Source organism: Paenibacillus oceani, from assembly GCF_014705615.1.
Lineage (GTDB): Bacteria > Bacillota > Bacilli > Paenibacillales > NBRC-103111 > Paenibacillus_AB > Paenibacillus_AB oceani.
The window spans coordinates 180,801-206,660 of the sequence record NZ_JACXJA010000006.1; the positions used below are offsets into that span (position 1 = coordinate 180,801).

Sequence of the window (25,860 nt, forward strand, 5' to 3'; positions counted from 1 at the left end):
GCGGTGATTACCTTTGGGCGCGGGCTGACCGCTCAAAACACAGGCAGCCCGTCCAGCTTCGAAATTACTCCCTACTGCAAATAGTTACCCTCTTCGATATGTATCCATAAACCAATTTAATGAAGCTCCCTTTGTTCTTGAGCCCCCATGAATACGAGTCTTATAGAACTTTTCGAAAAAGACGTTATTAACGACGTCCGTTTTAAGCCACAACCATAATCCATCGGCAGGATTTAGATTCGGACTACACGGCGGAAGAAAAACCAACTATAGACGCGAATTCTCTTCCAGGAAAGGCTTTTAAGCCAATCGCATGATGAATGCGGCTGTTATCCAGAATCATGGCGATTTTCCCGTTCGGGTATGCCGCAAGAATGTCATGTAAAAGCGAATAAAGGCGGTTACATCGGCCTTTTCTTCTTCCCTGTGATGAACTTGACGCGTTTCGGTTTAAGCATCGCGCTAATGCCTCTAACGCTCATCGCAACATCAAACTCCCGCTTGATCCACTCCGACACAAGCGGAAGCGTCCAGGTGTAAGCGCGCTTCAAAACCTACATCAACTGGTTGCTTATGCTCCAGCAAACCCGCTAACTGATGACGTTGCTGATCGTTGAATTCCGTTCTCGCATGCAAAGCTTACAACATTGAAAGTTTTCCGTAAGTTAGATCCATGGCGCTCCGGACGGCCGGATGCGATGATATCCATAGAGAATTCGCCGAAGCTGATGGTTTCGAAGCCAATATTGCTTCGCAAAACGTTGAAGGAGTGTACCGTACATGCTGGAAGTCAGAAACGTATCCAAAGTATATGAAGGCAAAGTAGCCTATCAAGCGTTGTCAGGTTTAAACTTTACGATTCAAAAGGGAGAATTCGTCGGCGTCATGGGACCGTCCGGCAGCGGCAAAACGACTCTGCTGAATGTCGTCTCGACGATCGACAAGCCTTCGTCGGGCGAGGTGCTTATCGACGGCGTCGACACCCACCGGTTAAACAAACGCCAGCTGGCGCTGTTCCGCCGCCAGGAGCTCGGCTTCGTCTTTCAGGATTTTAATCTGCTGCAGACGTTGACTGTAAAAGAAAACATTATCTTTCCGCTAACGCTGGAAAACGTCCCGATCGCCGAGCAGGACAAGCGGGTGCAGCAAATCGCGGACAAGCTCGGCATCGCGGGCATCCTGAATAAGCGCACGTATGAAATTTCGGGCGGCCAGTGCCAGCGCACCGCCATCGCGCGGGCGATCATCCACGATCCGAAGCTGATTCTCGCGGACGAGCCTACGGGCAACCTCGATTCGAAGTCGGCCAAAGACGTGCTCGAGACGCTTCAGAGGCTGAATCGCGACGAAGGCGCCACGATGATGATGGTGAGCCACGATCCGCAGGCGGCCAGCTACTGCGACCGCGTCATCTTCATCAAGGACGGGGCGCTGTACCGGGAGCTGCACCGTTCGGACGGACGCGAAGCCTTTTTCCAAAACATCATGAACGTATTGTCTTCCATAGGAGGATCGTCGGATGAATTTTCGTCAGTTCGCGTTTAAGAACGTTTTCCGCAACAAGCGTCTGTATGCCGGCTATTTTTTCAGCTGCGCCTTCTCGGTCATGATCTTTTTCGCCTATTCGATGTTCGTCTTCCACCCGGAGTTGAACTTCTCGACCCACGGCAGCTACGGCAAGGGCGCGCAGACAAGTATGGACGTGTCGCAGTATATCATTTACGTATTCACGTTTCTTTTCATTTTGTACTCGATGAGCGTCTTTCTGAAGTCGCGCAAAAAGGAATTCGGCATCTGCATCATGCAGGGCATGTCCGATCTGCAGCTCCGGAAGCTCGTCTTCCTCGAAAATGTGATCATCGGGCTTACCGCTACCGCTTCCGGCATCGCGGCCGGACTGCTCTTGTCGAAAGGGATGCTGATGCTGGGAACGTCCGTGCTGGCGCTGGAGAAGCCGCTTTCCTTTTATTGGCCCGTCACGGCGGGATGGTTAACGCTGGCTGCTTTCACGCTGCTCTTCGTAGTGATTTCGCTCTTTACGGCCATCATCCTGCGAAGCAGCTCCCTGATCGATCTGCTGAAAGGAACCGCGAAGCCGAAGCCGGAGCCGAAGGCATCCACCTGGCTGGCTATACTCGCCGCCGTACTGCTCGCCGTCGGTTACGCCGTCGCTTTTATCGTGAAAGGAATGCTCGTCCTGCTGGCGCTGCTTCCCGTCGTGGTAATCGTTAGCGTGGGTACGTACTTCCTGTTCACCCAGTTGAGCGTGTATATCATCAACAAGCTGAAACGCAAGCAAAAGCTGTACCGCAGCAATACGAATATGATTACATTGTCCGATCTGGCTTACCGGATGAAAGATAACGCACGGATGTTTTTCCTCGTAGCGATCATCTCGACGGTCGCATTCTGCTCGATCGGCACGCTGGTCGGGATGAAATCGATGTTCGTAAGCATGATGTCGGAATCGACTCCGGCTTTCAAATACGAATCATTTGCCGGTAATACCCGCGCAGACGAGCATACGTCCCTGATCGAGCAGCGGCTGCAGCAGGAACAGTTTGAGTATGAGAAATTCGTCGTGAATATCAAAAGGCTGCAAGTAGCCGAATCGGGCAGACAACACCTCTTCATCCCGGCCGGCGACTACAACCGTCTGATGAACGGGCAGATCCAACTCGGCGATCGCCAAGCTTATCTGTATTTTCCCGACGATATGGGCTTTGGGCGGCCGGAGGAAGGCGATCAGGCCAAGCAGTTGAATGTGAAGGAAGGGGGTTCTTCGTTTGCGGTGACGAAAAACGAAGCCATCCCGGCCCCGCTGAAGCAGTTCGACTACGGGAGCATCGTCATCATCTCCGACGCGGCTTACCGGTCGCTTCCCGAATCGGAGCGAGGCTCGGTCACCTATGTGTATGAGGTGAAGAAGTGGGAGCAGACGCTGGATGCGGCCAAAACGCTCAACGGGGAGCTTCAGGGCGAGCAGAAGCAGTTCAACTTTACGTCCCGGGCTTACGAGATCAACGAGATGAACCAGAGTTTCGGGCAAATTTTGCTGACCGGACTGTTCATCGGCGCCGTCTTTTTCGTCGCGGCGGGCAGCTTCCTGTACTTCCGCTTATACGCCGACCTGGACAACGACCGGGTGCAGTACCGGGCGATCTCCAAGCTCGGTCTGACGGAGGCCGAGCTGTCGAAGATCGTCTCGACGCAAATCGCCCTGCTGTTCTTCGTACCTATAGTCGTCGCGCTCGTTCACGGGGCGGTTGCGCTGAATACGCTGCAAAACACGTTTAACGCCAATCTCGTGAAGCCTTCGGCGCTTGTGCTGGGCACGTTCCTGGCTATCCAGATCGTATACTTCCTCTTCATTAAGACGAATTATGTGAGAAAGCTTAAAAATGTGATGTAAGAAAAGCCGTCCGGAAATACCTCCGGACGGTCCTTTGTCGCTGCAAACCCATACGCTAGTGCGTTAGAGGGAATGGGTATCGGGCTCCAGCCGCTCGTTGAAGTCGTGTTGTCTTTTTGAGGTTTTAAGGTTACAACACGACTTCAAATGCGGCCCGTGAACTTTCCGCTCCGATACCCTTTCCCTTAATCTCTTACGAGTTGTCTTCCACATACGGACAGCCGGAAAGTCAGCCTCGTCCCGTCGCGGCTTAGCCGGAAAAAAGCGTTGCCGCTTGCTGCGGTTCTGACAGGAGGCACTTCCTCCCGCCCCGATAATACAACTCTAAATGTTTCGGATAACTCCTCACTCCTCCCCGGTGGCGTATTATACTGTATGGCCGCCATCCGGGAGAGGACTGTTCAGGTTTCTACCGGTTATCGTCTATCTTCACTTGGTCGCATCGCCGGGTTCTATCTTTGCATGAACGATCAGCCTGTGCGTCGCCTCCACAATCGGGTCGCACGTGATCAGCGTCAGTATTCGATCTTGATCGTTCCGATTTAAAACGGATACGTCCGTCGGCTCTACGACAGAAATTTGGTATACCGTATACAAGTAAGAGCCTTCTCCCGTCTGCACCTTGATTTGGTCTCCAATGTCCAGCTCATCGAGACGGTTGAACAATCTCCCTTTTGCTCTCACTCTATGCGCAGCGATAGCCGCATTACCGACTTGGCCGATCGGCGTCGTCTCGGACATATGGGCAGCAGCGTGCTTCATGTTAGCCTGGGTAGCCCCTTCGAGTACCGGCAGCTTCAGCCCGATCTTGGCAATCTCTATTACGGCTGACGATGGCTCCGGCTCGTGAATCGCCGGTTCGGGTAACGCGGGAGCCGATCTATCCTCCCCTTGTTGTTCCTCAGCCGCTTCTTCTACAAATAATTGCGACACACGATCGAGACCAGACAGCAGCCGATCCGTTTCCGTCCGATCCGGCTGTATCGGAGCTAATCTTCGTTCCGCCGCGGCGAGCAGCTTCTCCTGTTGACGGTTCGAGTACATTTCATGGAGCGAAGGGTAAGCAAGAAGCGTGATACCGGCCAGTATAAACAAGATGTACAATTTTCTCACTTAGTTAGCCACGCCCCCGACTCGAATATCTAGAGACGAAGCCTGAATACCGTCAAGGTATCCAGGCTTCTCCCCGTACAACTATTCTAGCATAAAAAACGATTAGAGGCCGCGCACCCGTCTTCTGTACAGAAGACCGGCAATACCTGCGGCAACCAGTGTCAAACCGGCAACCTGAAGCGGCAAACGGCTGTCTTCTCCGGTCTTTGGAAGCTGGCTCAGCTCCACATCGTTCGACTTGTTGTCGTCCGAGTTGGCGATGAGGGAATGATTTCCGCTGGTACCGGAGTTGTCCGGATCAGGATCTGTAGGCGTCTGGCCGTTCCCCTGATTATTGCCTGCCCCTGCGTTACCCGAATCCTCAGGCGTTGTGGTGCCCGGATCTGTCGGCTTGCCTGGATCTGTTGGATCCGTCGGCTTGCCTGGATCTGTTGGATCCGTCGGCTTGCCTGGACCTGTTGGATCCGTCGGCTTGCCCGGATCTACCGGATCAACCGGCTTGCCTGGATCTACCGGATCTGTCGGATCCTCAGGATCTACCGGATCGACCGGATCAACCAGCTTGCCTTGCTTCTTATTTTTGACTTCGATTACCCCGATAGTGCCTGCACTTGCTGCATCCAAAATAATTGTCAATTCCTTCGAGTCAAGCACATAACCGTTCGGTGCTGTAATCTCGGTCAAAATATAAGTGCCGAATGGCATGTCGATAAACTTGAGCAATCCATCCTGGCCAGTCGTATACGTTCCAATGATAACTTTGCCATAAGTCGAACCCGTAACCGTAGTTCCAGTTCCATATGTCGAGCCCGTTACCGTAGTCAACTGCTCCAACTTGAAGATGGCTCCCTGCAGCGGCATTCCCGTGAGGTCGTCAACTTTCTTGATGAAGAAATTTCCTATTTTCGGCAATATTACTTGCATCTTATTTTTGACTTCGGACTCCTGGTAACCCGTAGTTTCGGTATTGGCTACAGTCAGAGCGATCTCGCGTTCCGTCGGATCAAGCTCATACCCGGATGGTGCCACGATCTCCGTCAAAATGTAAGTGCCAAACACCAAATCTTCGTATTTCAGCAATCCATTGATGTCTGTAGTATACGTTGCACCTGTGACCGTAGTCCGGGTGCCGTTAGACGCCTTATGCTCCAACTTGAACTGTGCTCCTTGCAGCACTGTGCTCGTGTTGTCGGCATCCACTTTTTTGATGATCAGATCGCCTGTCGTTCTCGCCTTATTTTTGACTTCGAACTCATGGTAACCCGTAGTTTCGGTATTGGCTACAGTCAGAACGATCTCCCGTTCCGTCGAATCCAGCTCATACCCGTACGGTGCCACGGTCTCCGTCAAAATGTAAGTGCCGAACGCCAAATCTTCGTATTTCACCAATCCATTGATGTCTGTGGCATACGTTGCACTTGTGACCGAAGTCCGGGTGCCGTTAGACGCCTTATGCTCCAGTTTGAACTGTGCTCCTTGCATCACCGTGCTCGTGTTGTCGGCATCCACTTTTTTGATGATCAGATCGCCTGTCGTTCTGACCTTATTTTTGACTTCGTACTCATTGTAGCCCGTAGCTTCGGTATTGGCTACGTCCAGAACGATCTCCCGTTCCGTCGGATCCAGCTCATACCCGTACGGTGCCACGATCTCCGTCAAAATGTAAGTGCCTAACGCCAAATTTTCGTATTTCAGCAATCCGTTGATGTCTGTAGTATACGTTGCACCTGTGACCGTAGTCCGGGTGCCGTTAGACGCCTTATGCTCCAGCTTGAACTGTGCTCCTTGCAGAACCTTAGTCGTCGTATCGGCATCCACTTTTTTGATGATCAGATCGCCTGTCGTTCTCGCCTTATTTTTGACTTCGAACTCATGGTAACCCGTAACTTCGGTATTGGCTACCGTCAGAACGATCTCCCGTTCCGTCGGATTCAGTTCGTACCCGGCCGGTGGTTTGGTCTCCGTCAAAATGTAAGTGCCTAACGCCAAATCTTCGTATTTCAGCAATCCATTGATGTCCGTAGTATACGTTGAATGGGTGACCGTAGTCCGGGTGCCGTTAGAAGCCTTATGCTCCAGCTTGAATTGCGCCCCTTCCAGGACCGCATTCGTACCGTCTTCGACTTTCTTGATAACGAGACTGCCTGTTGTTCTCGCTTTATTTTCGACCTTGAACTCATAGCCTGTCGTACCGACATGGTCTGGAGTCAGTTCGATGGAATGTTCCTTCGGATCGAGAACGTACCCGTACGGCGCTATAATCTCCGTCAACATGTAATTCCCCAACGGCAAATCCGCATACTTCAACAATCCGTTGCTGCCGGTCGCATAGGTTGAATTGGAGACCGTGGTCCGGGTACTGTCCGAATTGACCCGCTCCAGCTTGAATGTTGCGCCTTGCAGAACGGTATTCGTGCCTTCTTTGACTTTTTTGACGATCAGATCGCCTATGGCTCGCTTATTTTTGACTTCGAACTCATAAGGTGCACTGCCGGCCGTAGCGGCGTCCAAAATGATCGTTTTTTCTGTCGAATCCAGCTCGTACGCGCGCGGGGCCGCAGTCTCGGTCAATATATAAGTGCCGAACAGCAAATCTTCGTATTTCAGCAATCCGTCTGCATCTGTCTTGTTTTCCGTTTGGCTGATCAGAATCCGCTTCCCGTTCGACTCCCGCTCCAGCTTGAACTGTGCGTCTTTCAGAACGGCTCCCGTGTCCAGATCGGTTTTCTTAATGATCAAGGTGCCAGTAACGCCGTTTCCGGTACCAGAACCGGTAGTCTTCCGAACCGTCTCGCTTTCGATAGCAGTCTTTTCACCTTTTGTAATCTGATCTCCGGTAAAGGTAACCGAATTGCTTACCGATACTTGGCCGGACGCGTTAATGAAAGTCTGATACTCCAGAATGTAGGCATCCTTGATTGCATAATTCGGATTTGAATTTTTGAACTTCAGCACAAACGACTGCTTACCGTTGTCATCCGTTGCAAAGTACAGGGTGTAGTCTACATCTTTTACTAATAAAGGTTTCGTCAAGTCTTTCGTTACCGTTCCATTCGAACTAACCAATGTAGGATACAGCTTGAAAGAACTTTCCACCAAGATTTGGTTTGCGCTCGGCTCGTCTTTCACCGTAGCGTTTTCTACCAACGACTGTCCTCTATTAATCGGCAGCGACCAATCCATAAGGACCTTGTTGGTTGAGTGAAGCGCACCAGTTTTGGAGACGAATTCGCCGCCATGTTTAATCGTTACGGTTGTTCCGAAACTAGTAAGCGGAGTGCTGCTGTTTTCGTACAAATTAGCGGTATTCGAGATCGTCTTTTCATCAATTTTCACACCGTCAAGACTAGTCTTGAACGTGATGTAATAGGGGGTGTTGATCACTTTGCCCGGCGGTTTATCGAATGCTACGCTCAACGTGTTGTTGTTGGCCGCATTCGGTTCCGTGAACGTATACTCGCTGTTATTAACCTCGGCTCCAACTACGATTCCGTTCTCCGTTCCCGACAAAGTCATATGGTGCACATTCAGAGAACCGGACACATACTTTTGACCTTGTCCGAGAATATCCTTCACAACCGCATCCGTAATCGGTCTGTTGTTGTAGTTGATACCGATTTTCCAGGTCAGTTCCTTCGTTACCGCATCGTAGGAACCTTCTTTAAATCCGTTGGCTTTGGTGAACGTATCCGGAATAAATGGGGCTGTGATCGTTTTCGTTTTGTCCACCGTAGTGCTGTTTTCAACTACTTTCCAGTCCAGCTTGCCCCGGTTGTAAAAATTATCCTTATGATCCCCTTGGGAAATACCGAACGAATTATCGTGCGGCGGCTTCCATTCATTATCGAACTTCGTCGTGTAAGTGATTCGATGTTCGGTCGTGACCGGTTTTAAGAACGTGATCGTAAAGCCCGTAGTCGGATCTTGAGTAATCGTATAGTCCGTGCCCTGGGTCAACGTCGTCGAGCCTCTTTGAACTCTAATCGGCCCATGCAACTGCAAGCCGCCAAACGGGAATGTATCTGTAAAGACGAGATTTTGAACATCCGTATACCCGATCTCGTTGATCCGTACAGTCCAATCTATCGTTTTGTCGTTATAGTTTGGATTGCTCGACCCTTTATCGAGAAATTTCTGGCTGATGCTCTGTGTAGCCGACTTCGTGGTCGTACCCGTCGTTACGCTGTTACTCAGGGTATGGTCTTCATACACATTCCCTGCTGCTTTGGTTTTGTACTTGATTTTGTAGGCTTGGCTGGCTCCGCTAGGAAATATCAATTCAAAGCCGTTTTTCCCTGTGGCCGTAGCAGGCGTTACCGCATACCCGCTTGTCAGCTTGTCTCCAACAACTGCGTTGCCATTCGAATCAAAGCTTACCTCATAGACCTCAACTTGTCCGTCCAATACATGCATATTGTCAAACTGGTCTACAAGCACCGCTTGTGCAGCAGGAATCTGGTTCAACGAATAGTTGTAGTCGATCTCCCAGCTTACCGATTGAGTACTCGAGTCATAACCGCTGGTCTTCTTTTCCAGCAGCGTCCCGCGGTCGACCGTTACGGTCGGTGATGTTGCAAGAGGCTCCGTCGTGCCGCCTGTCAGAGTAGCCTTATTCACAAATGACTTTTTGTCATCCGTAAATCCGGTTGTAAACACAATCTGGTAGGCTGAATCGATATTGCCCAAATTTACGGCAAATTTGTTTGCTGCGACATTGGGATCATATGTATAATCCGCAGCATTCAATTTGTTTCCACGCACTGTAGTACCGTTGTTTTTAACAATCAGCTCATAGACTTCCACATTAGCGGGCTTGGCAAGCCCCGGCGGAAGCTCGTCAATTAAGGCAGCATTGCTTATTCTCTCGAGCTTCTTGTTAACGTCGATCGTCCAGTTGATCCACTGAGTTTGTTTGTTCCGATTGGGAGAACCCGATTTTTTGATCGTTTCCGTCACGTTCGGTTGAAACAAAACCGTAAGATCTTGCGTCTGATTATCCTTGATCGGGATCGAAATGGTGACTTCCGATTCTGATGTTTTAGTGCTCTCGCTGAACCACGTGTCGAACGTAAGCGTGCCCTTCACGTTGGATCGTTTTTGGATTTCATCGTTAAAGGTCATGGTTACTTCGCGCGTGCTTTCCAGCAGCTTGAACGTACCGACTTTCACATTTCCAGCGATCATTAGATCACCGGTCGCGTCGTTATAAACTTCAAACAGGTCGTGAATTTTGAATGTGAAAGTATCGCCGGACCTGTATCCGTGTCCGTTTTCGAGCTCCCATTCGTAGTTTAGCTTGACGGCTGAAGCCGGCGTGACCCGATAATCAGGATCTAGAGTCGCATCAATGATCTTTCCCTGGCCATCCATCAAGATTACCTTCGATAGGATACTGTCCGTAATCGCTGCTGCATAAGCCGTATTAAACAGACCCGTAAAGGTTTGGGCAAATAGCAGAAGCGCGATCGTGAGAACCGATACTTTCCTTCGCATGTTTCTTATGGGCCTCCATCTCTGTTGAATTAACGTTATGAACTTCACTTGCTCTTGCCTGCTTCGCTATTTTCATATCTCTCCTCCTCTCTAATGTGTTTGTTATTTTCAATGATCACCGTATAACAAATTTCTCTACAAATTCTCAACAGCTTCTACCACTCCGCCCCCGATATTTTATTCTCCTCAGTGTGAAGGTCAGCCAGCAACAAAAAAGACCGCCCCTCGTGTCTGGGACGGCCTTCTCACCATATATGATTTACTAACCTCGAAGCTTCCACTGCTCCAACCAATTCAGCGTCGTTTCCGAAAGTCCGATCCCGAGTTCACCCTCCAGCATCTCCCGAACGATCCGGAATTGCCCTTCCACGGCGGAACGTTCTCCCATTTTGTCGTACACCTGCATCATTCCCAGATGACCCTCTTCAGAGTAGGGCTGCAGCTGCACGATCCGCTGATAGAGCGATAATGCCGCCGGAAGCATCCCCGTCTCGGTATAACGCTCGGCGACCTGCACCGTGTGGTGCAGCCACATCATCCGAAGGCGCTGCCGCTCGCTTTCCGCCCAAGCGTACCCTTTATCCCCGAAATAATCGCCCGAGTACTCCTGCACCCATCTCCGGTGTTCCTCCAGGTGATCCGGCTGAACGGGTCCTAGATTACGGATGCCGTTCTCCCACTCCTCCACATCCAGCGCCACCTGATGCAAGTCCAGCCGGTAGCCGACCTGGCCGCTGATCCGGCTGATCTGTACATCGACATGCGATTCCTTCAACGTTTTGCGGATATGGTAAATGATCGTATACAGGTGGGCCAGAGCCTTCTCCGGGTCCGTATCGGGCCAGAACAGATCGATCAGCGTTTCTTTGTATACCACGCTGCCGCGATGGTGGAGCAAATAACAGAATAACTCCTCCGTCTTCGTAGTTCTCCATCGGAACGGCTGCGCAGCATGCCCCTCCTGCTCGAACTGGAGCATGCCGAAACAGCGGATACAGCCGGCCTTGTTCTCACGCATTGCCGTCTGCTCCGCCAGCTGGGACCATTTTTTCTCCAGTCTCCTCACCGTCTTCATCAGCCTCCGGCTTTGAACCGGCTTGACGATGTAATCCATCGCATGAAGCTCGAACGCTTCCAGCGCAAACTGGTTATAAGCCGTCACGAATACGATATTCGTATCCGGACAGCTGTCCGTTATAATTTCCGCAGCCGTTAATCCGTCCATTTCCGGCATGTCGATATCCATAAAAATGACGTCCGGCTTCAGCTCCGGAGCAGCTTGAACCGCCTCCACGGGGTCCGTTAAGGCAGCGATTATTTCGATGTCCATCAATTCTTTCAGCAACTGCTCCAAGTAGACGAGAGCCAGTCTCTCGTCGTCTACAAGCATACCCCGGATCATAACATTCACCGCTCTGTCGAAATGTAAGCAGGTCTATTATATCATAGTTCGGGGACACTTCCCGTAGCGTGATACGCTGCCATTCGACAAAATATTGAAAAGAAACGCCAGGACCGCTAAGTCCCGATCCATAACCGAAGCCCGTACAGGACCGCCAAATGGCCGGGGTAAAATCCGCGATAGATCCATTTGTTCAGCTGTACCCGGCTATTCAGCTCCTGGGCGCACACGATCAGGAAAGTGCCGAATACGCTGAACAACTGGATCGCATAACCGAATCCGTATACGAGTACATGGGCGGTGTCCAGCAAGAAATGATAATGCACCAGCTGCCATTGCCTGAAATAACGGAACAGCAAGGCAATCATCACTCCGTAAAGTCCGTAGCTCATCGGAACCCATAGAGCGATGCCGACAGCTCCGCCAACCAGAAGCAGCTTGAAGATGCCTTTTACCCCGGAGTCGAGCGTGTACAGCACCCCCAGAGCCAACAATAGCGTAAAAATAACGTTAAGCTGCCACAGCTGCAGCGAGAGCGTGTACGGAAGCTGCGACAAAACGGCGAGTCCGAGCAATCTGAACGCGTACCTTTTTAAATTTCTCGTGTGCAAGTACCCTTGAACTAAAAACCAGCCATACAGCGGAAACGCGATCCTTCCGATGACCCGAAACACCGCAATATCCGGATAAAACACGATGCCGACATGATCCACAAGCATGGTTATCATAGCGATGAACTGCAGCAGACTGGATCACCCGACTTTCGAAAGGACGGTAGGGAAGCTGCAGCGCTGCCTGTCAGGACTTCAGCTTCGTCCAGGCTAATCCGCCGTTGAAGCTTCCCCGTTTCCATTACAATAACATCCCTCGCCGGCAATGTTAAGACCTGATACGCCGATGCCTCCCCACCGTTCTTCGTTTCCGGCGCTTTATTTTTAATTATCCCCGGTCCAGCTTGCCGAACAAATCTTTGAATATCGGATCTCGATGGACGAAGTTCGCATAGCGGATAAAAGGCCGCGACGAGTCGAAGCTCCACGTGCACGAGTCCGTAACGACCGGGCTGTGGGCAAGCACCGTCGGAACCCAGGCATCGTTGATCAGCCAAGCGATCGCCGATATGTCCCAGATGACCCGGGAGTAGGCGAAGTGATCGTCGATTTCGTCCCTGTAACAAAACGGACTGGTTGTCGCTGCGGCGGCCTGCGTTAACGGATCTGAACCGCTACGCGCATATTGTTGCCGCCGTTCGAAGCTGGAGACGACAGCTTGACCTTAAAGGTAAGCGTCCCATCATCGATCTGATTCAGACGGATGTATGCGACTTCGGCGTCGCTCACGACGTCCCGGTCCTCGAGCGACCATACGATCTGCTCGAACGAGGGACGGTATAAGTAGTTGTGAGCGACGACGACGGTCTGCTCGGCCGTATCGAGTTCGTCAAACGTGAAGGAAAAGCTCCGGTCCGTCGAGCGGATGTCGTTGCCGACAACGGCCGTAATGTCCCAGTCCTGCTGGCGGGCGGCATCCCTTTTCGTTCCTGCGAACGGAATCTGCCCGGTCTTCAAATCCATCGTAAGCGTTATCCGCTCCAGCAGCGGCGTATGGGAAGCAGTAAAGCCGACGGCTGCATTGCTGATCACTCCGGTTATAACGTTGCCTCTCTTGTCGTTTGTTGTACCGCCGATCCGGTTCAGGGCTGAGCCATTGATGACTCCGTCCGCCGCAAAATCGACCCGGTTGCTTTTGCCGTTAACGACGACGGCGTCGCCGTTCACCGAGCGAAGCAAGCCGGTGACGTGGTTGCTGTTCCCTTCAATGACGACTCCCGGCCCGGCATACCATTTCCCTGTCGCGGAGTTGGTGGAGTTGCCGTGGTTCATGGACAGCCGGTTGTTATTGCCGGTTATGATCGCACCCGGGTACCCTTCCGTTACGTTCGTCGCAACTGTGCGGAACAGGTAAAAGTTCGATACGGCGAAGCCGATCGTGCTCTCCAGGCGAAGTCCCGGCTTGGACGGCGGCGGTGTTATTTTCAGATTCGGATGATACCTGCCGTTGTTGCGGACGCTGAGCGAATGGAAAAAGCCGTACGTCGCACTGCCGAGCACCACGCCGCCGATATTGCTCTCGCTGACAATATGCTCGCCTTCCACGCGGCAGCTTCCGTACGTGCGGATGCCCACCCCGTTGTAACAGGCGAAAATATGCACGAGACCCAGCTCAATCGCACCTTCATAGACCGAACTCGAACGGTCGATCACGAACCCGTCAATCTGCGTCTGGTACCCGTAGGCCGCGGCATGAAACAGCGTAGACTCTGGCAATGCGTTGGAAGCCGCGGGAAGCGGCAGGATGCCGACGACGCCGAACAGCACCTCCTCGAAAAAGATGTCGCCGACGCCGCGAAACACGATCCCTTCCTTGCCCGAGACGATCCCGTTGATCCGCACCACGGAACGGACGTCGATCTGCTCGCGCGGTCCCGCTCCTTCGGTATACAGGGCATGCTCGGGGACGTTATTGATTTCTACGTCGATTTCGAACAATCTGGCGTAAAACTTGATGCCCGAGCCGAGCGAATTGTTGATCGTATTCGGATTCGCCGTCCATTTCGAGGCCAAATAGTTCCCGTCGATCGTCAGATGTTTGATCCCGCAATATTTGGGCGCCGCGGGCAGATTGGCCGTTCCGGTCAGCGAATCGAAGCCCGCCGATCGGAACACGTCCTTGTTCGCTCCCGCCGCCATGACGATTCGGGTCGCGCCGCGGCCCGCGCCGATTACATACACGTAGGAAGGAATGATCAGCGTATCGGAGATAAGGTACGTGCCTCCCGGTATGTATACTTCACCCCCGTGAGCCGCGGCAACCGAGTCGATTGCGGCCTGAATAGCATCCGTATCGTCGGTCGCTCCGTCTCCTTTGGCTCCGAAGCATTTCGCGTTGACGACAGGACAACAGTCTCCATCCGTTTCTCCATACACGGCGCCGGTTACTGTATGGCGCGGTAAAGGGGGGGCCGCCTGCACGCCCAGCAGACCTCCTGCCGCCAGCGCTACGGACGACAGGCCTGCCGCAGCCAGCAGTTTCCTTCTGCTAATCGGTTTATCCGAAGCCCCCTCGTCCGGCCGCGTTTCCCCGTCTGTAGAGAGCCGGCCTGCTGTCGCCCGATTCATAGACATCCGTGCCTGTTGCATCTCATCCTTCATTGTTGCGCCCTCCGATCGTTCCGGTTTACTTTTTGCCCTCTTCCTCGATCTTTTTGTTGATGTCCTCGTCGGCTTTGCGAAGCGCGGTGTTCAAGTCCAACTTCCCGGTAAAATACTGGGTCAAATAGTTTGTGGCGATCGTCGTCGCCACCGCGTCATGCTTCGTGCGGGCATACGGCGCCGGCTCCTGGATCTTCAGGATGTTGGCCAGCGTCTCTTTCGGTACGAGCGGCTTGACTACCGTGGAGTTCTCAAATATTTTGCCGCGGATCTCCGGCTTGGTCACGCTCGTAATATCCCCTTGTTTGGATAATAACGTTTGCCCTTCGTCTGACAGCAGCGCCATCATAACCTGAAACGCCACCTCGGGATTTTTGCTCGCCTTCGTAATCATGAAACCGCCGGCAATGCCTCCGACTCCGACTCCGGGGTTGTCCTTGAACACCGGGAATGTTGTAACCCCCCAGTTCAATCCCCCTTTGACCGCTTCGGCGAAGGCGGCGTCCTCGGCCAGGAACAGGAAGTGAGGGAACATAGCCAAGTTTTTGGTTTTCAGGAAATCGTCGACTCCTTTGCCGAAATGCGCGCCTTGCGGGTAGTTGCCCGGTATGTCGTAGATCGCCTTCCACGTCTCGAACAGCTTCTTCCACCCCGGGTTCGTCCCGACCAGCGATTTGCCCGTCGCCCGGTCGACGAACGGCAGCGACAGCTGCGTCTGTGTCCGGTTCAGCGCGGTTCCGGCCGTAAGTCCCCGATAATTCACGCCGTTTTCCGTACGCGTTACTTTTTGGGCCAGCTCGATCAGTTCCTCCCACGTGCTGTTGTCTTTCGGGTACGGGACGCCGAACTTGTCGAAGATGTCCTTGTTGTAAAAGAGCACCATCGGCGGATTTAGGTTGGTCGGCATGTAAAACAGCCTGCCGTTGTCCGTATACGAACGGACGCTTTTTAACACGGACTCGTCGATGGAAGCCATATCGACCTTCAGCTTCTTCACGAGCGGCTCGAGATCCATCGGCAGGTCCAGCTCCAGCAGAAGAGGCGTATTCGTAAGCGCCTCGTCGATAATGTCGGGAATATCGCCGGCCGCGACCATCGACTGAATCACTTCCGCATTGAATTTGTATTGGCTCATCTGCTGCAACGTAACGTTCGGATATTTCTCCTTGACCGGTCTGATGTACTGCTCGAAGTTTTCCTTCGTGCGGGCCGATGCGATCTTGAGCGTAATCGGCTCCTGCGGCACCGGCTTTACCTGCTCCTCGGCCGGCGGCTTGGCCGCGGACTCGTTACCGTTGCCCGCGCACCCCGTAAGCATCGAGACTACCGTTATGCTTGCGGTAAACCATACTGCGTTCTTTTTTAGCATGCTGCTTTCAACTCCCCTAAGTTTTCATGGTTAAGCGCTCTTGCTCGCACGTTGGTCACGTTGTGCGCAGCTTGGCTCCGGGTGATTTCCCCGTAAGCAGCTTTAATGCTATGCCAGCTTCTTTACGGGTGTAAATCATGATGTTTTAATCACATGTGCGGAAATATACAAAAAAAACCGGGCCGGGGCCCGGATCTCAACCGATATTCACTTTTTATCGTGAGGCGACACCTAAGCCGCTAGCTTCTTCCCGTGCGATTGCGCCCTCTTGCAGAGGGAGGCTATTAAGCCTGCTTTCTCTCCATATGCGACATTTGCGGCATGTGCATGCTTTGCGGTGCGTATTATTTGGCGTCCCGCTGCTGTCCCTGACAATACATACGACGGTATTCGCCAGGAGTCATTCCTTCAGTTTCTTTAAATTTGCGAATAAAGCTGGACGTGTTCACATAACCGATCCGCCCGATCAAATCGGAGAGGTTGTCTTCGCCATTCTCGAGCATGTTCTTGGCGGCCCCGATCCGGATCGTGTTCAAATATTGGGAGACGGTCATGCCCGCCTGATCCTTGAAATAACGGCTTACGTAAGGCGCCGACAACGAGAACGCTTCCGCCATCGTCTGCAGCGAAAAGTCGTGATCCGCATAGTGCCGCTCCATGTAGGCGATCAACTGGTCCTTCAGCGCAAAGTTGCGGCTCTCCTTGTTGTTCTGGATGATGCCGCATATGTCCACGCTTGCCTCCTTCACCATGTCGGCCAGCTCATCGACCGTTTCGAACCGGAGCAACGACCAGACGTCCGGCAGCTTATCCGTGCCTGCCGGCAAGTTCAGCTCGAACACGGGACGGATAATCGTATGAATCAGGTCGTAACAGATAGAGCGGGCGGTGAACAACGACGTGTCGGGATGCTGGATTTTGCGGACCACCGCATCGAGGCATAGCTTGATTTTGTCCATATTCCCCTGCTTCAGGTAAAGCTCCAGCTCGATTAATTCCTTGTCCGAGTATCCGTGGTGTTCGGTTTGGGCCACTTCACGAAAATCGATAACTTTGTCTTTGCCTTTGATCAATCTGTAATCAGCGGCCGTCGACGCCTCCAGATACGATTTCCCGATATCGCCTATGCCAGAGTAACCGGTACCGAGGCCGATCGTAACCGGACATGCCCACTCGGTCCCAGCCGTGTCGCGAAACGACCGGAGCAGCTGGGACAGAGCCGTGCCGTCCGGGTCTGCCATACCGAAAATAAACAGGAAACGGTTGCCGTCCATACTGTCCAAACCGTAGCCTTCGATGCGCCCGGAAGCACGGCATGCGGCTTCCAGCGAGGCGATTATCGCTTCCTTCACCGGCTTGGGCCCTGCCGCTCCCCCCGGATCGATCAGCAATACGGCCGCGTGAAACCAATTTCCCGAAAAACCGATGCCGCAGCTTCGGCCCGAGCTATTAAACTCCTCGATATGCCGGATTCTTCCCTTCAGAAGGTTCATCAGCATATATTGCTTCAGCGCAGGCCTTGATTTCATAATCTCAAGACCAAGCTCCTTCGTATTCTCGGACATTTGCCGGACCGCCAGCCCGATCGACTCCAGCTCATCCTCCCGGGGCCCTACGGGCTTCCTTCCGGTCAACGCCTCGGTAAGCTGCTTCAGGCGCCGGATCGGCTTGTAGTTGATATGCATCAAGATGAAGATTGCTAGCCCCCCGAACAGGATCGTCGCCGCGAGCCCTGCCAAGGCGAACAGCTTGATCCTCGCCACACTCGCCATAACGCGGGATTTTTCCACCTTCGTTACGTATACCCAGCCGGTCTCGGACGATTGGATGTGGGAGATAAAATAATCGTTGCCGCCGATGCCGACCGTCGTCGAGCCGCGCTCCCGGGTCCGGTCGATCATCTCGACGAGCTTCCCCGTCTCGAACCCGTGCTCCCCCTCCATATACGTAACCTGCTGCCCGCTCCGGTCGAAGATGACCGTGTTGCCCCCATAATCGCGCAAAATATTGCGGATTAAATTAGTAATCGAACTTTCCTTAATCATAAACATCACGGTTCCGTATGGAACCTCATCCCGCAGCGGGATCGGAACCATGTAAGTAATCAGCCTCTCTCCGTCCGAGCCCCCCACGTACTCGGCGGGACGCAGAGCCGGACCATTCAGCGAGTCGATGGCCCGTTCGAACTCCTCTTGCGTCCAATGCTCGTAACGGTATATCGCATCAATGAAGTTGGACGCCGTATACGTACTGATGGAGGAATACAAGTAAGGCTGCTTCCGGTAATGGAGAAATATTTCATGCGCAAAGCTGTTACCGGCGGTATAGTTGCGCAGCTCCTTGATCGTATTCATCCCTTTTACCGCATTCCGGGTAGCCATATAGGGAGTAAGCTCCGGATTGCGCGAGATTTGATAGGCGATCTTCTCCAGCTCATTAAACTTCACATCGACGATTTCTTTCACCTGGCTGAGCATGTTCAGGTTATTGTCGATCACTTCGGATTTCAACGTCTGCAGGAAATGGTTGTATACGAATAAACCGATCACGAGCAGCGGAACGGATAAAATGAGCACATACGACAGCAAGTACTTATAATAAAGCCGGGATTTGAATCGCGCCTCCATCCGTACCCTCTTCCCTTCGTTGTTCCGGAATTATGCCGCCCTCTTAACAACCGCATGTTTCTCATACGAATGTAAGGCTTAAGGGCTTTTATAGACCGCATCGTACACCTGCTGATGGATCTCGATCTTCTCGTCCAGTCCCATCATCTTCAGCTCGGCCAAGTAGGACTCCCATTCCTGGTCGATGCCGCCTTCTACGATCCATCTCGACTCCATCTTGTTCAGGTAGGAGGTGATGTCTGCATCAAGCACTTTCAGCCGGTTCGTCTGCTCCGTCGTATAATAGATCATCTGCGGATACGTAAGCTCATCCTTCACGATGTAGGGCTTGTACAGCTCGTACGTCCGGTTGCGCAGCTTGCTCGCTTCGTCAGGCACGAAGCTGCCCAGCATCTCCTCCGTAAGAAGGAGCGGTACGTAGTTGAGCGGAGCCGCTTTGCCGATCCAGACGCCAAGATTGCTTTCGTCTGCGGGGAGCGGATTTTGGACGATTTTCCCGTCCGCCGTTCTGGACAGATGGGAGCCTACCGGACCTTTCCACAATTCGAATGCGGTCGTCTCCTCGTTCATGGCGTCGATTAAACGCATCGTCGCTTCCGGATGCTTGTTGCTTGAGGTGATCGAGAACATATTCGGTACGATGCGGTTGTCCTGGCGTCGCCAGCTTTGAGCTCCGCCCGGGCCTTTCAGAGGGGGAACGGCCACATACTCCCGTGTCAGCCGGTCCATCGAGCCGAGTTCGATATCGCCCAAAAAGGCGGTAAACGCTCCGTACAGCACTTCCTTTGCCCCGCCCTTCGCCATATACTGCTTCAAATCTTGAGTAAACGCTTCCTCATCCATTAGCCCTTCCGTATACAAGCTGCGGATATATTTGACGGCTTCCTTATATTCCGGCTGTACGGGCTCGAACCGGACCTGTCCGCCGATGACAGCCATCCGGTTGCCGTCCGGATTAAGCACGCCGAACGAGTTGAACAGCGCCCTGTAATTGTTGCTCACCTGGGTAAACATCGAAGCGAACGGGATTTCGTCGGGCTTCCCGTTGCCATTCGGATCGCTATTCTTAAACTGTCTCAAAACTTCATGAAATTCGTCCGTCGTCTCCGGAACCTTCAGCCCCAGCTTATCGAGCCATACCTTGTTGATCATCAAGTGGTTTCGGTACTGCATATAATCGTTCGCTTCCAGAAATGGCAGCGAATAAATATGGCCGTCCGGCGCTGTAACCGCTTTCTTTAATTCGGGATAAGCGGAGAACACGCTGCGAATATTCGGCGCATATTGATCAATCAGCCTTTCCAGCGGAATTAATAGACCTTGCGAGCCGTATTGGACGACGTCGATCGAACCCAGCCCGGCGAAGAACAAGTCCGGCAATTGACCGGAGGTGAACAAATAATGTTTCTTTTCATTAAAAACCTCGCCCGGTATTTGTTCCCACTTCAAAGCGATATTCGTCCGGGCCTCCAGCTTTTTCAGCGCCTCCATCTTATTGAAATCGCCGTGGTTCGCAAATTTTTTGACGACTGCCTTCAGCTCCAGCTTCTCTTTGACGATCGGCATTCCGCTTATGTACATATCCCCTTCGGTTGGCCGCCCCGAATCGAAGCCGCCGGCGGCTTGAGCCTCTCCGCCCAGCTCTCCGGCCTCCTGTCCCTGAATGTAGCAGCCGGACATGGCCGCCGCGCCGGCGGTTGCAGCGAGTATAACGATCCAGCGTCTCCTCATATGAAAAAGCCCCCTTGATTCCGATTTCCCGATGAACCGGCAGACCGGCTTTATGCGAAAAAAACGGTTGATGGCGACGTGCAGATGCAAGGAATAAATCGTGCATCCAGGATGAAACCCAATTATACTCGGATGCTGCGGGCGTGTAAATGATGATCATTTAGCCTCATATGCGGAATTTTACATGCCCCGGCGGAATGCCGACTCCAGCTTACTGCGCACCGTTGGCAGCTGGCTCGCGTCGCTCCCGACAAAAAGGACCGCGCTAACCGAAGCCGGGTAACGGGGTCCTTTTTGTTACGTTTTGGTTGCACACTACGCTACCGTGCGTGCTGCATCTGCATGTCCTGCTTCTGGTCTTTGTACTGCAGCTCGAACAGTTTGTAATAGTACCCTTTCAGGGCGAGCAGCTGATAATGGTTGCCGGTCTCGCGCACTTTGCCTTTGTGCATGACGATGATCTGGTCCGCGTGTTGGATCGTGGACAGCCGGTGCGCTACGATCAGCGTCGTGCGGTTTTTGGAGATCGTCTTGAGCGCGTCCTGCACGACAAGCTCGGTCTCGGTATCGATATTCGAGGTCGCCTCGTCGAGAATGAGAATTTGCGGCCGGAATACGATCGCGCGGGCAAAGGACAGCAGCTGGCGCTGACCGAGCGACAGATTGACGCCCCGCTCGCCCAGAGGGGTCGCGTAGCCGAGCGGCTGTTTGCGGATGAACTCATCCATATGCACCATCCGTGCGGCTTCCTTCACCTCATCGTCGGTAATTCCCGCTTCGTTCAACCGGATGTTCGAGGCGATATCGCCGTTGAACAGGAAGACGTCCTGCTGAACGACGCTGATCGCCCGGCGCAGCTGATCGAGCGGGAGGTCGCGGATATCGACCCCGTCCAGCCGGATCGTTCCTTTCTGAATGTCGTAGAACCGGTTGATCAGCTGAATGATCGAGCTTTTGCCGGCCCCGGTCGCCCCGACGAACGCCACCGTCTGCCCCGGCCCGATCTTGAACGATACGTCCCGCAGCACCCATTCGCCCTCGTTGTAGGCAAACCAGACATGATCGAACTCGATCTCGCCGCGCACCTGCTTCGGCAAAGGCTTCGGCTCCTCTTTGTCCACGATCGACGGCTTCTCTCCTAGCAGCTCGAATATGCGTTCCGCTCCGACCATCGCCGTCTGAATCTGATTGTACTTCTCCGCGAGGCTCATCAGCGGGTTGAAAAATTGCCGGACATAGTGAGTAAAGGCATAAACGATCCCGAACGTAATCGCCCCGTCCAGCACCGAGCCGCCCCCGTACCAGATCAGCAAAGCGATCGCGAGATTGCCGACAAAGCCGACCGCCGGCTGGAAGACGGAGTTGATGACGGTATTGCGCATGCCCGCCTTGTAATGCTCCCCGTTCAGCTCGCGGAACTGCTCCAGCTGCCGCTCCTCCCGGACGAACAGCTGCGTAATCCGGATGCCGGACAAATTTTCGGCAAGGAAGGAGTTCAGCCGGGCGAGCAGGATGCGCATTTTCCGCTGCGCCTCGCGAACGACGATGCGGTACCAGACGGTCAGGGCAGCCAGAAGCGGAATGACGACAAGCATAAGACCCGTCAGTTTCACGCTCATCTGCAGCATGATGATTAATATCCCGATCAGTACGATAAAATCTTTCACCAGGTTGACGATCACCTGCGAATACAGCTGGTTGAGCGATTCCGTATCCTGGGTGACGCGGACGACGAGCCGCCCTACCGGGTTGCGGTCAAAAAACGAAGCCGACATTTTGCCCAAATGTTCGAACAGTTCGCCGCGGATGCGATAAATGATATGCTGTCCGGTATATTGAAGCAGGTTCGTCTGCACATAGCTGAGCACGGCTCCCCCGATTACAGCGATCAGAAACAACGCGCCCAGCATCAGGAAGCCGGTAAAGTCGCGGTCGCGGAACCCGGAGATCGTCGCGTCGTCCAGGTACACGGCTGGCAGCTGCACCCCTTCGCCAGTGAGACGAACCTCGCTTCCGCCGCCCTCGGCCGTCAGCTTCGCATTCGGAGCCACCCAGCCTTCGGCCAAGTACGACCCTTCTCCGACCTCCACGATCTGGACCTTCCGGAGCGCCTCGCCGCCGGCGGATGACGCCCCGGACTCGGCTGCAGCTGCATCCAGACGAACGTAGGCCGTCCCGCCGATGACGATCGACTTGCCGTAGCTTTTTAACCGGTCCGCCTGTTCCGCTTCTACGGCGTACATCGGCTTATGAAGCCCGTTAATATGGTCGTCGATCGCCACTTTAATAATGTAAGGACGGGCCAGGTCGGTAACGACGATCAGAAAAGCAAGTGTTATGCACAGCGTAATCATCTTCCAGTGCGGAATCGCATAAGCGAGCATTTTCTTAAGAAGCTGCCCGTCCTTAATATCGACTGACGTTTTCTCCGCATGAATGCTCATCCGGCTTTCCCTCCTGAAGTAGCGCTCCGGACTTCGCCCTGCTCCGGCTGCTCCGATTCCCATTCATGCTTATGCAGCTCGACTGCCTCGTCCAGCAGCTGCTTATGATACAGATCGGCATACAAGCCGTTACGTTCCAGCAGCGATTCGTGCGTCCCGCGCTCGACGATGGCGCCTTCATCCAGAACGACGATCTGGTCGGCTGCCTGAACCGACGAGATGCGGTGTCCGATAATAATCGTCGTCCGCTCCTCCATAACTCCGTTCAGTCCCGACAAAATGCGGTCTTCCGTCTCCGTGTCGACTGCGGACAAGCTGTCGTCGAAGATGAGAATCGACGGCTTCTTGATGATTGCCCTCGCGATGCTGACACGCTGCCGCTGCCCGCCGGACAGCGAGATGCCGCGCTCACCGAGCGCCGTCTGGAACTGATTCGGAAATTCGATAATATTGTCGTACACTTGCGCCACCTTGGCCGCCTGCTCAATCTCTTCGTCGCGGTAAGGCTTCGGGTCGAAACCGATGTTGTCCTTGATCGTGGTCGAGAACAAAAACTGGTCCTGCGGCACGATTCCGACATTGGCCCGGAGCACCTGCAGCGGGATTTCGTGAATATCCCGGCCGTCGATGAATACCGTTCCTTTCGGCGGATTGTACAGCCGGACGAGCAGATGGACGAGCGTGCTTTTGCCGCTCCCGACCCGGCCTACGATCGCAAGGCTGCTTCCTTTCGGCACGTTGAGCGAGATGTCGCTTAGCGTAGCTTCATGGGCTTCCGGGTACCGGAACGACAAGTTGCGGATTTCGATATCGCCTGCGATCGCGGTGATCGAACGATCGGCAGCGGAATCGTCCGCTACGTCCGGCCGGGTGTTCAGAATCGCAAGCAGCCGGTTCTCGGACGCTTTGCCCCGCTGCATCGTATTGACGACCTTGCCCAAATTCTCGATCGGTCCCATCAGCAGGGACAGATACGAGTTAAACGCAACAAAATCCCCCAGCGTAATCCGGCCGCGCAGCACCATGATGCCGCCCAGCACAACGGATACGAGGAAGCTGATTCCGACTACGGCCGCGCTGAGCGCGCCGAACATCGAATTCGACCGGACCAGCTTGCGGTTCATGGAGACGGCGTGCTCATTGTCTTTGCGGAACAGCTGGTTCTGCTCCCGCTCCTGGACGAACGCCTTCACCACGCGGATGCCGGCTACGAACTCCTGCACCCGGCTCGTCAGATCGCCGATCGCTTCCTGAACGTTAGCCGATTCTTTCTGAATCCGCTGTCTGAACCGGTAAGCGAGAACGCTCAGCAGCGGCAGCGGCAGTAAAGTGAACAGCGTCAGCAGCGGATCGATCGACGTGGCCATCGTAACGACCGTGATGGAGATCAGGACGCCCGCCTCCATCGTCTGAAAGACGCCGGATTGGGTGACCTCGCGGATGACGCTGACGTCGCTGATCGCGTGCGACATCAGGTCTCCGACCCGGCGGTTTTTGAAATATTGGGTCGACAGCGTCTCCCAATGCTTGAATAAGTCGTTGCGGATGCGCATATCAAGCAGGCGCGACAGCCGGAACAAATAAATACGCGAGGAAGAGCGGAGAATAGCGACTCCCAGACCCGCCAGCGCCATCCACATGGCGATCGTCAGCGCATGCTCGTAGGTTAGTTCCGACCGCTCCAGCTGGTCTGTGAACGTACCCAACAGCATCGGAATGACGAGCTGCATCGCGCAAGAAATGGACAATAATGCAAAGCCGAATACATACGGAAAACGGTGCTCGCTGATGTGCTTCCAAATAATATGCTTCCTGTCCATCCTTGGTCCCCCTTGTTTTTCCTCTACTCCAGCGGTTCATGCGGATCTTTATAGTAAGCTTAACAAAATCTTCAAGAAGGAGACCATGGATATCCATGCTTTAAATAATGGACTATCCGATCATAACGAAGGTAACGGACACATCAAGTATGGAGCGCTCACGTCCAACGGGATTGTGCCGAGCGAATTTGCGTGATAAGAGCGGATTTGAATTTGGCCCTCATATTGATGCAACCTTCGTGTGGAGGAGGTAAGAGGGGCGGGTTTGGCTACTTGCAGGGCCAATCATCGTGAAACGGGGCGGGCACATTTATTTATGAGGGGATACGACCGATAATTTCCCCATTTTTTGGGTTATAACTCGTAGCAGCGGGCTTCGTTCAATAGCGGGTAAATAGGACTAGTTTGCGAATTCGTGATTCATCTGGACCGATGCTGCCCAAATAGTGAGTAGATAAAAGTGGGGAGTTGCAACTCATATTGCGGACGTGACCTAAATAGCGGGTAAGATAAGAGCGGTTTGCACCCCTTATTTTAGCTTCTATGCTGATAATCCGGCGTTTGGGGGAAATTAGGCTACAAACCGCTCTTATATTTGCTTTAAACCCGTTTTGCGACTAAATAAGGGGTATAAACCGCTCTTAACGTGGCGCTATCTTGTGCCGATGGGGAAGTGACCGTGGAGAAGAGCCAAAAGTGGCATTGGGTGGAGACATTTCGAGAGAGGGCATTGGGAGGGGGAATACAAACTGAGGCGTTCGAGCCTGCCGGTCATTCGCCGTGTCGCCTTCCCGGCACCCGCCATACAATACGAGCGGACATCCAAACCTCCCGCAAACGTCCGTTTCAACTTGGTTGACTCTATATCAGATCGTCCGGCGAAAATGCCAAATATGCACCTTGGCCAAACCTCCGGACACGAAGTCGGCCAAACCGGACCATGACGGATCGCCCGTCTCCAGCCGCCTGATCTTGAACGACCGGTACCCGTCCTCATCGAAACCGCGCCACTGCTCGACGAACAGTCCGGGCTGATCCGACCCTTCATAAAGCTCGAACCGGACGTCTCCGTCTGCAGCCGACTTGATCCAGCTCATGTATGCGTCCCGCTTATCCGGGAACACTTTATATTCAATAAAAATAATATCCATAAAATCCCGCCCAATTCGTTTTATATTTTTTATTTTAACGCCAGTCGTGTTATGATAACAAGGAAGACCGATGAGGAGGAGACATC

At 53.3% G+C, this 25,860-nt stretch carries 16 protein-coding genes; 2 read left to right on the forward strand and 14 right to left on the reverse strand.

Going from position 1 to position 25,860, the window contains the following annotated elements:
- Window positions 1–84 precede the first annotated feature (84 nt).
- Window positions 85–267, reverse strand: coding sequence for a transposase (locus tag IDH45_RS35185; RefSeq protein ID WP_397326985.1), 183 nt, complete (start codon window positions 265–267; stop codon window positions 85–87).
- A gap of 134 nt (window positions 268–401) precedes the next feature.
- On the reverse strand, window positions 402–551 hold the full coding sequence (locus tag IDH45_RS35190) for a winged helix-turn-helix domain-containing protein (RefSeq protein WP_223836417.1): 150 nt from the start codon (window positions 549–551) through the stop codon (window positions 402–404).
- Window positions 552–780: 229 nt separating this feature from the next.
- Between IDH45_RS35190 and IDH45_RS06060 the strand changes: the two genes are divergently transcribed.
- Both IDH45_RS06060 and IDH45_RS06065 read left to right on the forward strand, forming a co-directional pair.
- Window positions 781–1,545: an ABC transporter ATP-binding protein gene (locus IDH45_RS06060; RefSeq protein ID WP_190925678.1), complete on the forward strand. Its 765-nt coding sequence runs from the start codon at window positions 781–783 to the stop codon at window positions 1,543–1,545.
- Window positions 1,520–3,412, forward strand: a complete 1,893-nt coding sequence (locus tag IDH45_RS06065) for an FtsX-like permease family protein (RefSeq protein ID WP_190925680.1) — start codon at window positions 1,520–1,522, stop codon at window positions 3,410–3,412. The genes IDH45_RS06060 and IDH45_RS06065 overlap by 26 nt, the downstream gene beginning before the upstream one ends.
- Window positions 3,413–3,597: 185 nt before the next feature.
- Here the strand turns inward: IDH45_RS06065 and IDH45_RS06070 are convergent, their stop codons facing one another.
- From IDH45_RS06070 to IDH45_RS06125, 12 genes are all read right to left on the reverse strand, one after another.
- Window positions 3,598–3,798 carry a CHRD domain-containing protein gene (locus IDH45_RS06070; protein ID WP_190925682.1) on the reverse strand — a complete coding sequence of 67 codons (201 nt, stop codon included), beginning with the start codon at window positions 3,796–3,798 and terminating at the stop codon, window positions 3,598–3,600.
- Window positions 3,799–3,841: 43 nt separating this feature from the next.
- On the reverse strand, window positions 3,842–4,525 hold the full coding sequence (locus IDH45_RS06075) for a class D sortase (RefSeq protein ID WP_317891152.1): 684 nt from the start codon (window positions 4,523–4,525) through the stop codon (window positions 3,842–3,844).
- A gap of 102 nt (window positions 4,526–4,627) precedes the next feature.
- Window positions 4,628–10,018 (reverse strand): SpaA isopeptide-forming pilin-related protein, encoded by a 5,391-nt coding sequence (locus IDH45_RS06080; protein WP_190925684.1) that lies wholly within the window; start codon window positions 10,016–10,018, stop codon window positions 4,628–4,630.
- Between the two features lie 262 nt (window positions 10,019–10,280).
- The gene (locus IDH45_RS06085; protein WP_190925686.1) at window positions 10,281–11,420 is read right to left on the reverse strand and encodes a response regulator; all 1,140 of its coding nucleotides are present in this window, start codon (window positions 11,418–11,420) and stop codon (window positions 10,281–10,283) included.
- Window positions 11,421–11,536: 116 nt separating this feature from the next.
- Window positions 11,537–12,166 carry a TraX family protein gene (locus IDH45_RS06090; RefSeq protein ID WP_223836434.1) on the reverse strand — a complete coding sequence of 210 codons (630 nt, stop codon included), beginning with the start codon at window positions 12,164–12,166 and terminating at the stop codon, window positions 11,537–11,539.
- Between the two features lie 462 nt (window positions 12,167–12,628).
- A complete protein-coding gene (locus tag IDH45_RS06095) occupies window positions 12,629–14,632 on the reverse strand; it encodes a glycosyl hydrolase family 28-related protein (protein WP_190925690.1) in 2,004 nt (667 codons plus the stop codon).
- 25 nt (window positions 14,633–14,657) lie between these two features.
- Entirely contained in the window at window positions 14,658–16,001 is a 1,344-nt protein-coding gene (locus IDH45_RS06100) for an ABC transporter substrate-binding protein (RefSeq protein WP_190925692.1), read from the reverse strand.
- Window positions 16,002–16,345: 344 nt separating this feature from the next.
- Window positions 16,346–18,628: a helix-turn-helix domain-containing protein gene (locus IDH45_RS06105; RefSeq protein ID WP_190925694.1), complete on the reverse strand. Its 2,283-nt coding sequence runs from the start codon at window positions 18,626–18,628 to the stop codon at window positions 16,346–16,348.
- Window positions 18,629–18,706: 78 nt separating this feature from the next.
- Window positions 18,707–20,359, reverse strand: coding sequence for an extracellular solute-binding protein (locus IDH45_RS06110; RefSeq protein ID WP_190925696.1), 1,653 nt, complete (start codon window positions 20,357–20,359; stop codon window positions 18,707–18,709).
- A gap of 320 nt (window positions 20,360–20,679) precedes the next feature.
- Window positions 20,680–22,803, reverse strand: a complete 2,124-nt coding sequence (locus IDH45_RS06115) for an ABC transporter ATP-binding protein (RefSeq protein WP_190925697.1) — start codon at window positions 22,801–22,803, stop codon at window positions 20,680–20,682.
- Window positions 22,800–24,623 (reverse strand): ABC transporter ATP-binding protein, encoded by a 1,824-nt coding sequence (locus IDH45_RS06120; RefSeq protein ID WP_190925699.1) that lies wholly within the window; start codon window positions 24,621–24,623, stop codon window positions 22,800–22,802. The genes IDH45_RS06115 and IDH45_RS06120 overlap by 4 nt, the downstream gene beginning before the upstream one ends.
- A gap of 866 nt (window positions 24,624–25,489) precedes the next feature.
- A complete protein-coding gene (locus IDH45_RS06125) occupies window positions 25,490–25,774 on the reverse strand; it encodes a hypothetical protein (protein WP_190925701.1) in 285 nt (94 codons plus the stop codon).
- Window positions 25,775–25,860 lie beyond the last annotated feature (86 nt).

Excerpts from the sequence above, each read along its gene's own strand:
- IDH45_RS06100 (WP_190925692.1), bottom strand. The coding sequence starts at position 16,001 with ATGCTAAAAAAGAACGCAGTATGGTTTACCGCAAGCATAACGGTAGTC.
- IDH45_RS06110 (WP_190925696.1), bottom strand. The coding sequence starts at position 20,359 with ATGAGGAGACGCTGGATCGTTATACTCGCTGCAACCGCCGGCGCGGCG.
- IDH45_RS06115 (WP_190925697.1), bottom strand. The coding sequence starts at position 22,803 with ATGAGCATTCATGCGGAGAAAACGTCAGTCGATATTAAGGACGGGCAG.
- IDH45_RS06085 (WP_190925686.1), bottom strand. The coding sequence starts at position 11,420 with ATGATCCGGGGTATGCTTGTAGACGACGAGAGACTGGCTCTCGTCTAC.
- IDH45_RS06060 (WP_190925678.1), top strand. The coding sequence starts at position 781 with ATGCTGGAAGTCAGAAACGTATCCAAAGTATATGAAGGCAAAGTAGCC.
- IDH45_RS06070 (WP_190925682.1), bottom strand. The coding sequence starts at position 3,798 with ATGGCGGCCATACAGTATAATACGCCACCGGGGAGGAGTGAGGAGTTA.
- IDH45_RS06125 (WP_190925701.1), bottom strand. The coding sequence starts at position 25,774 with ATGGATATTATTTTTATTGAATATAAAGTGTTCCCGGATAAGCGGGAC.
- IDH45_RS06120 (WP_190925699.1), bottom strand. The coding sequence starts at position 24,623 with ATGGACAGGAAGCATATTATTTGGAAGCACATCAGCGAGCACCGTTTT.
- IDH45_RS06065 (WP_190925680.1), top strand. The coding sequence starts at position 1,520 with ATGAATTTTCGTCAGTTCGCGTTTAAGAACGTTTTCCGCAACAAGCGT.
- IDH45_RS06080 (WP_190925684.1), bottom strand. The coding sequence starts at position 10,018 with ATGCGAAGGAAAGTATCGGTTCTCACGATCGCGCTTCTGCTATTTGCC.
- IDH45_RS06105 (WP_190925694.1), bottom strand. The coding sequence starts at position 18,628 with ATGGAGGCGCGATTCAAATCCCGGCTTTATTATAAGTACTTGCTGTCG.
- IDH45_RS06095 (WP_190925690.1), bottom strand. The coding sequence starts at position 14,632 with ATGAAGGATGAGATGCAACAGGCACGGATGTCTATGAATCGGGCGACA.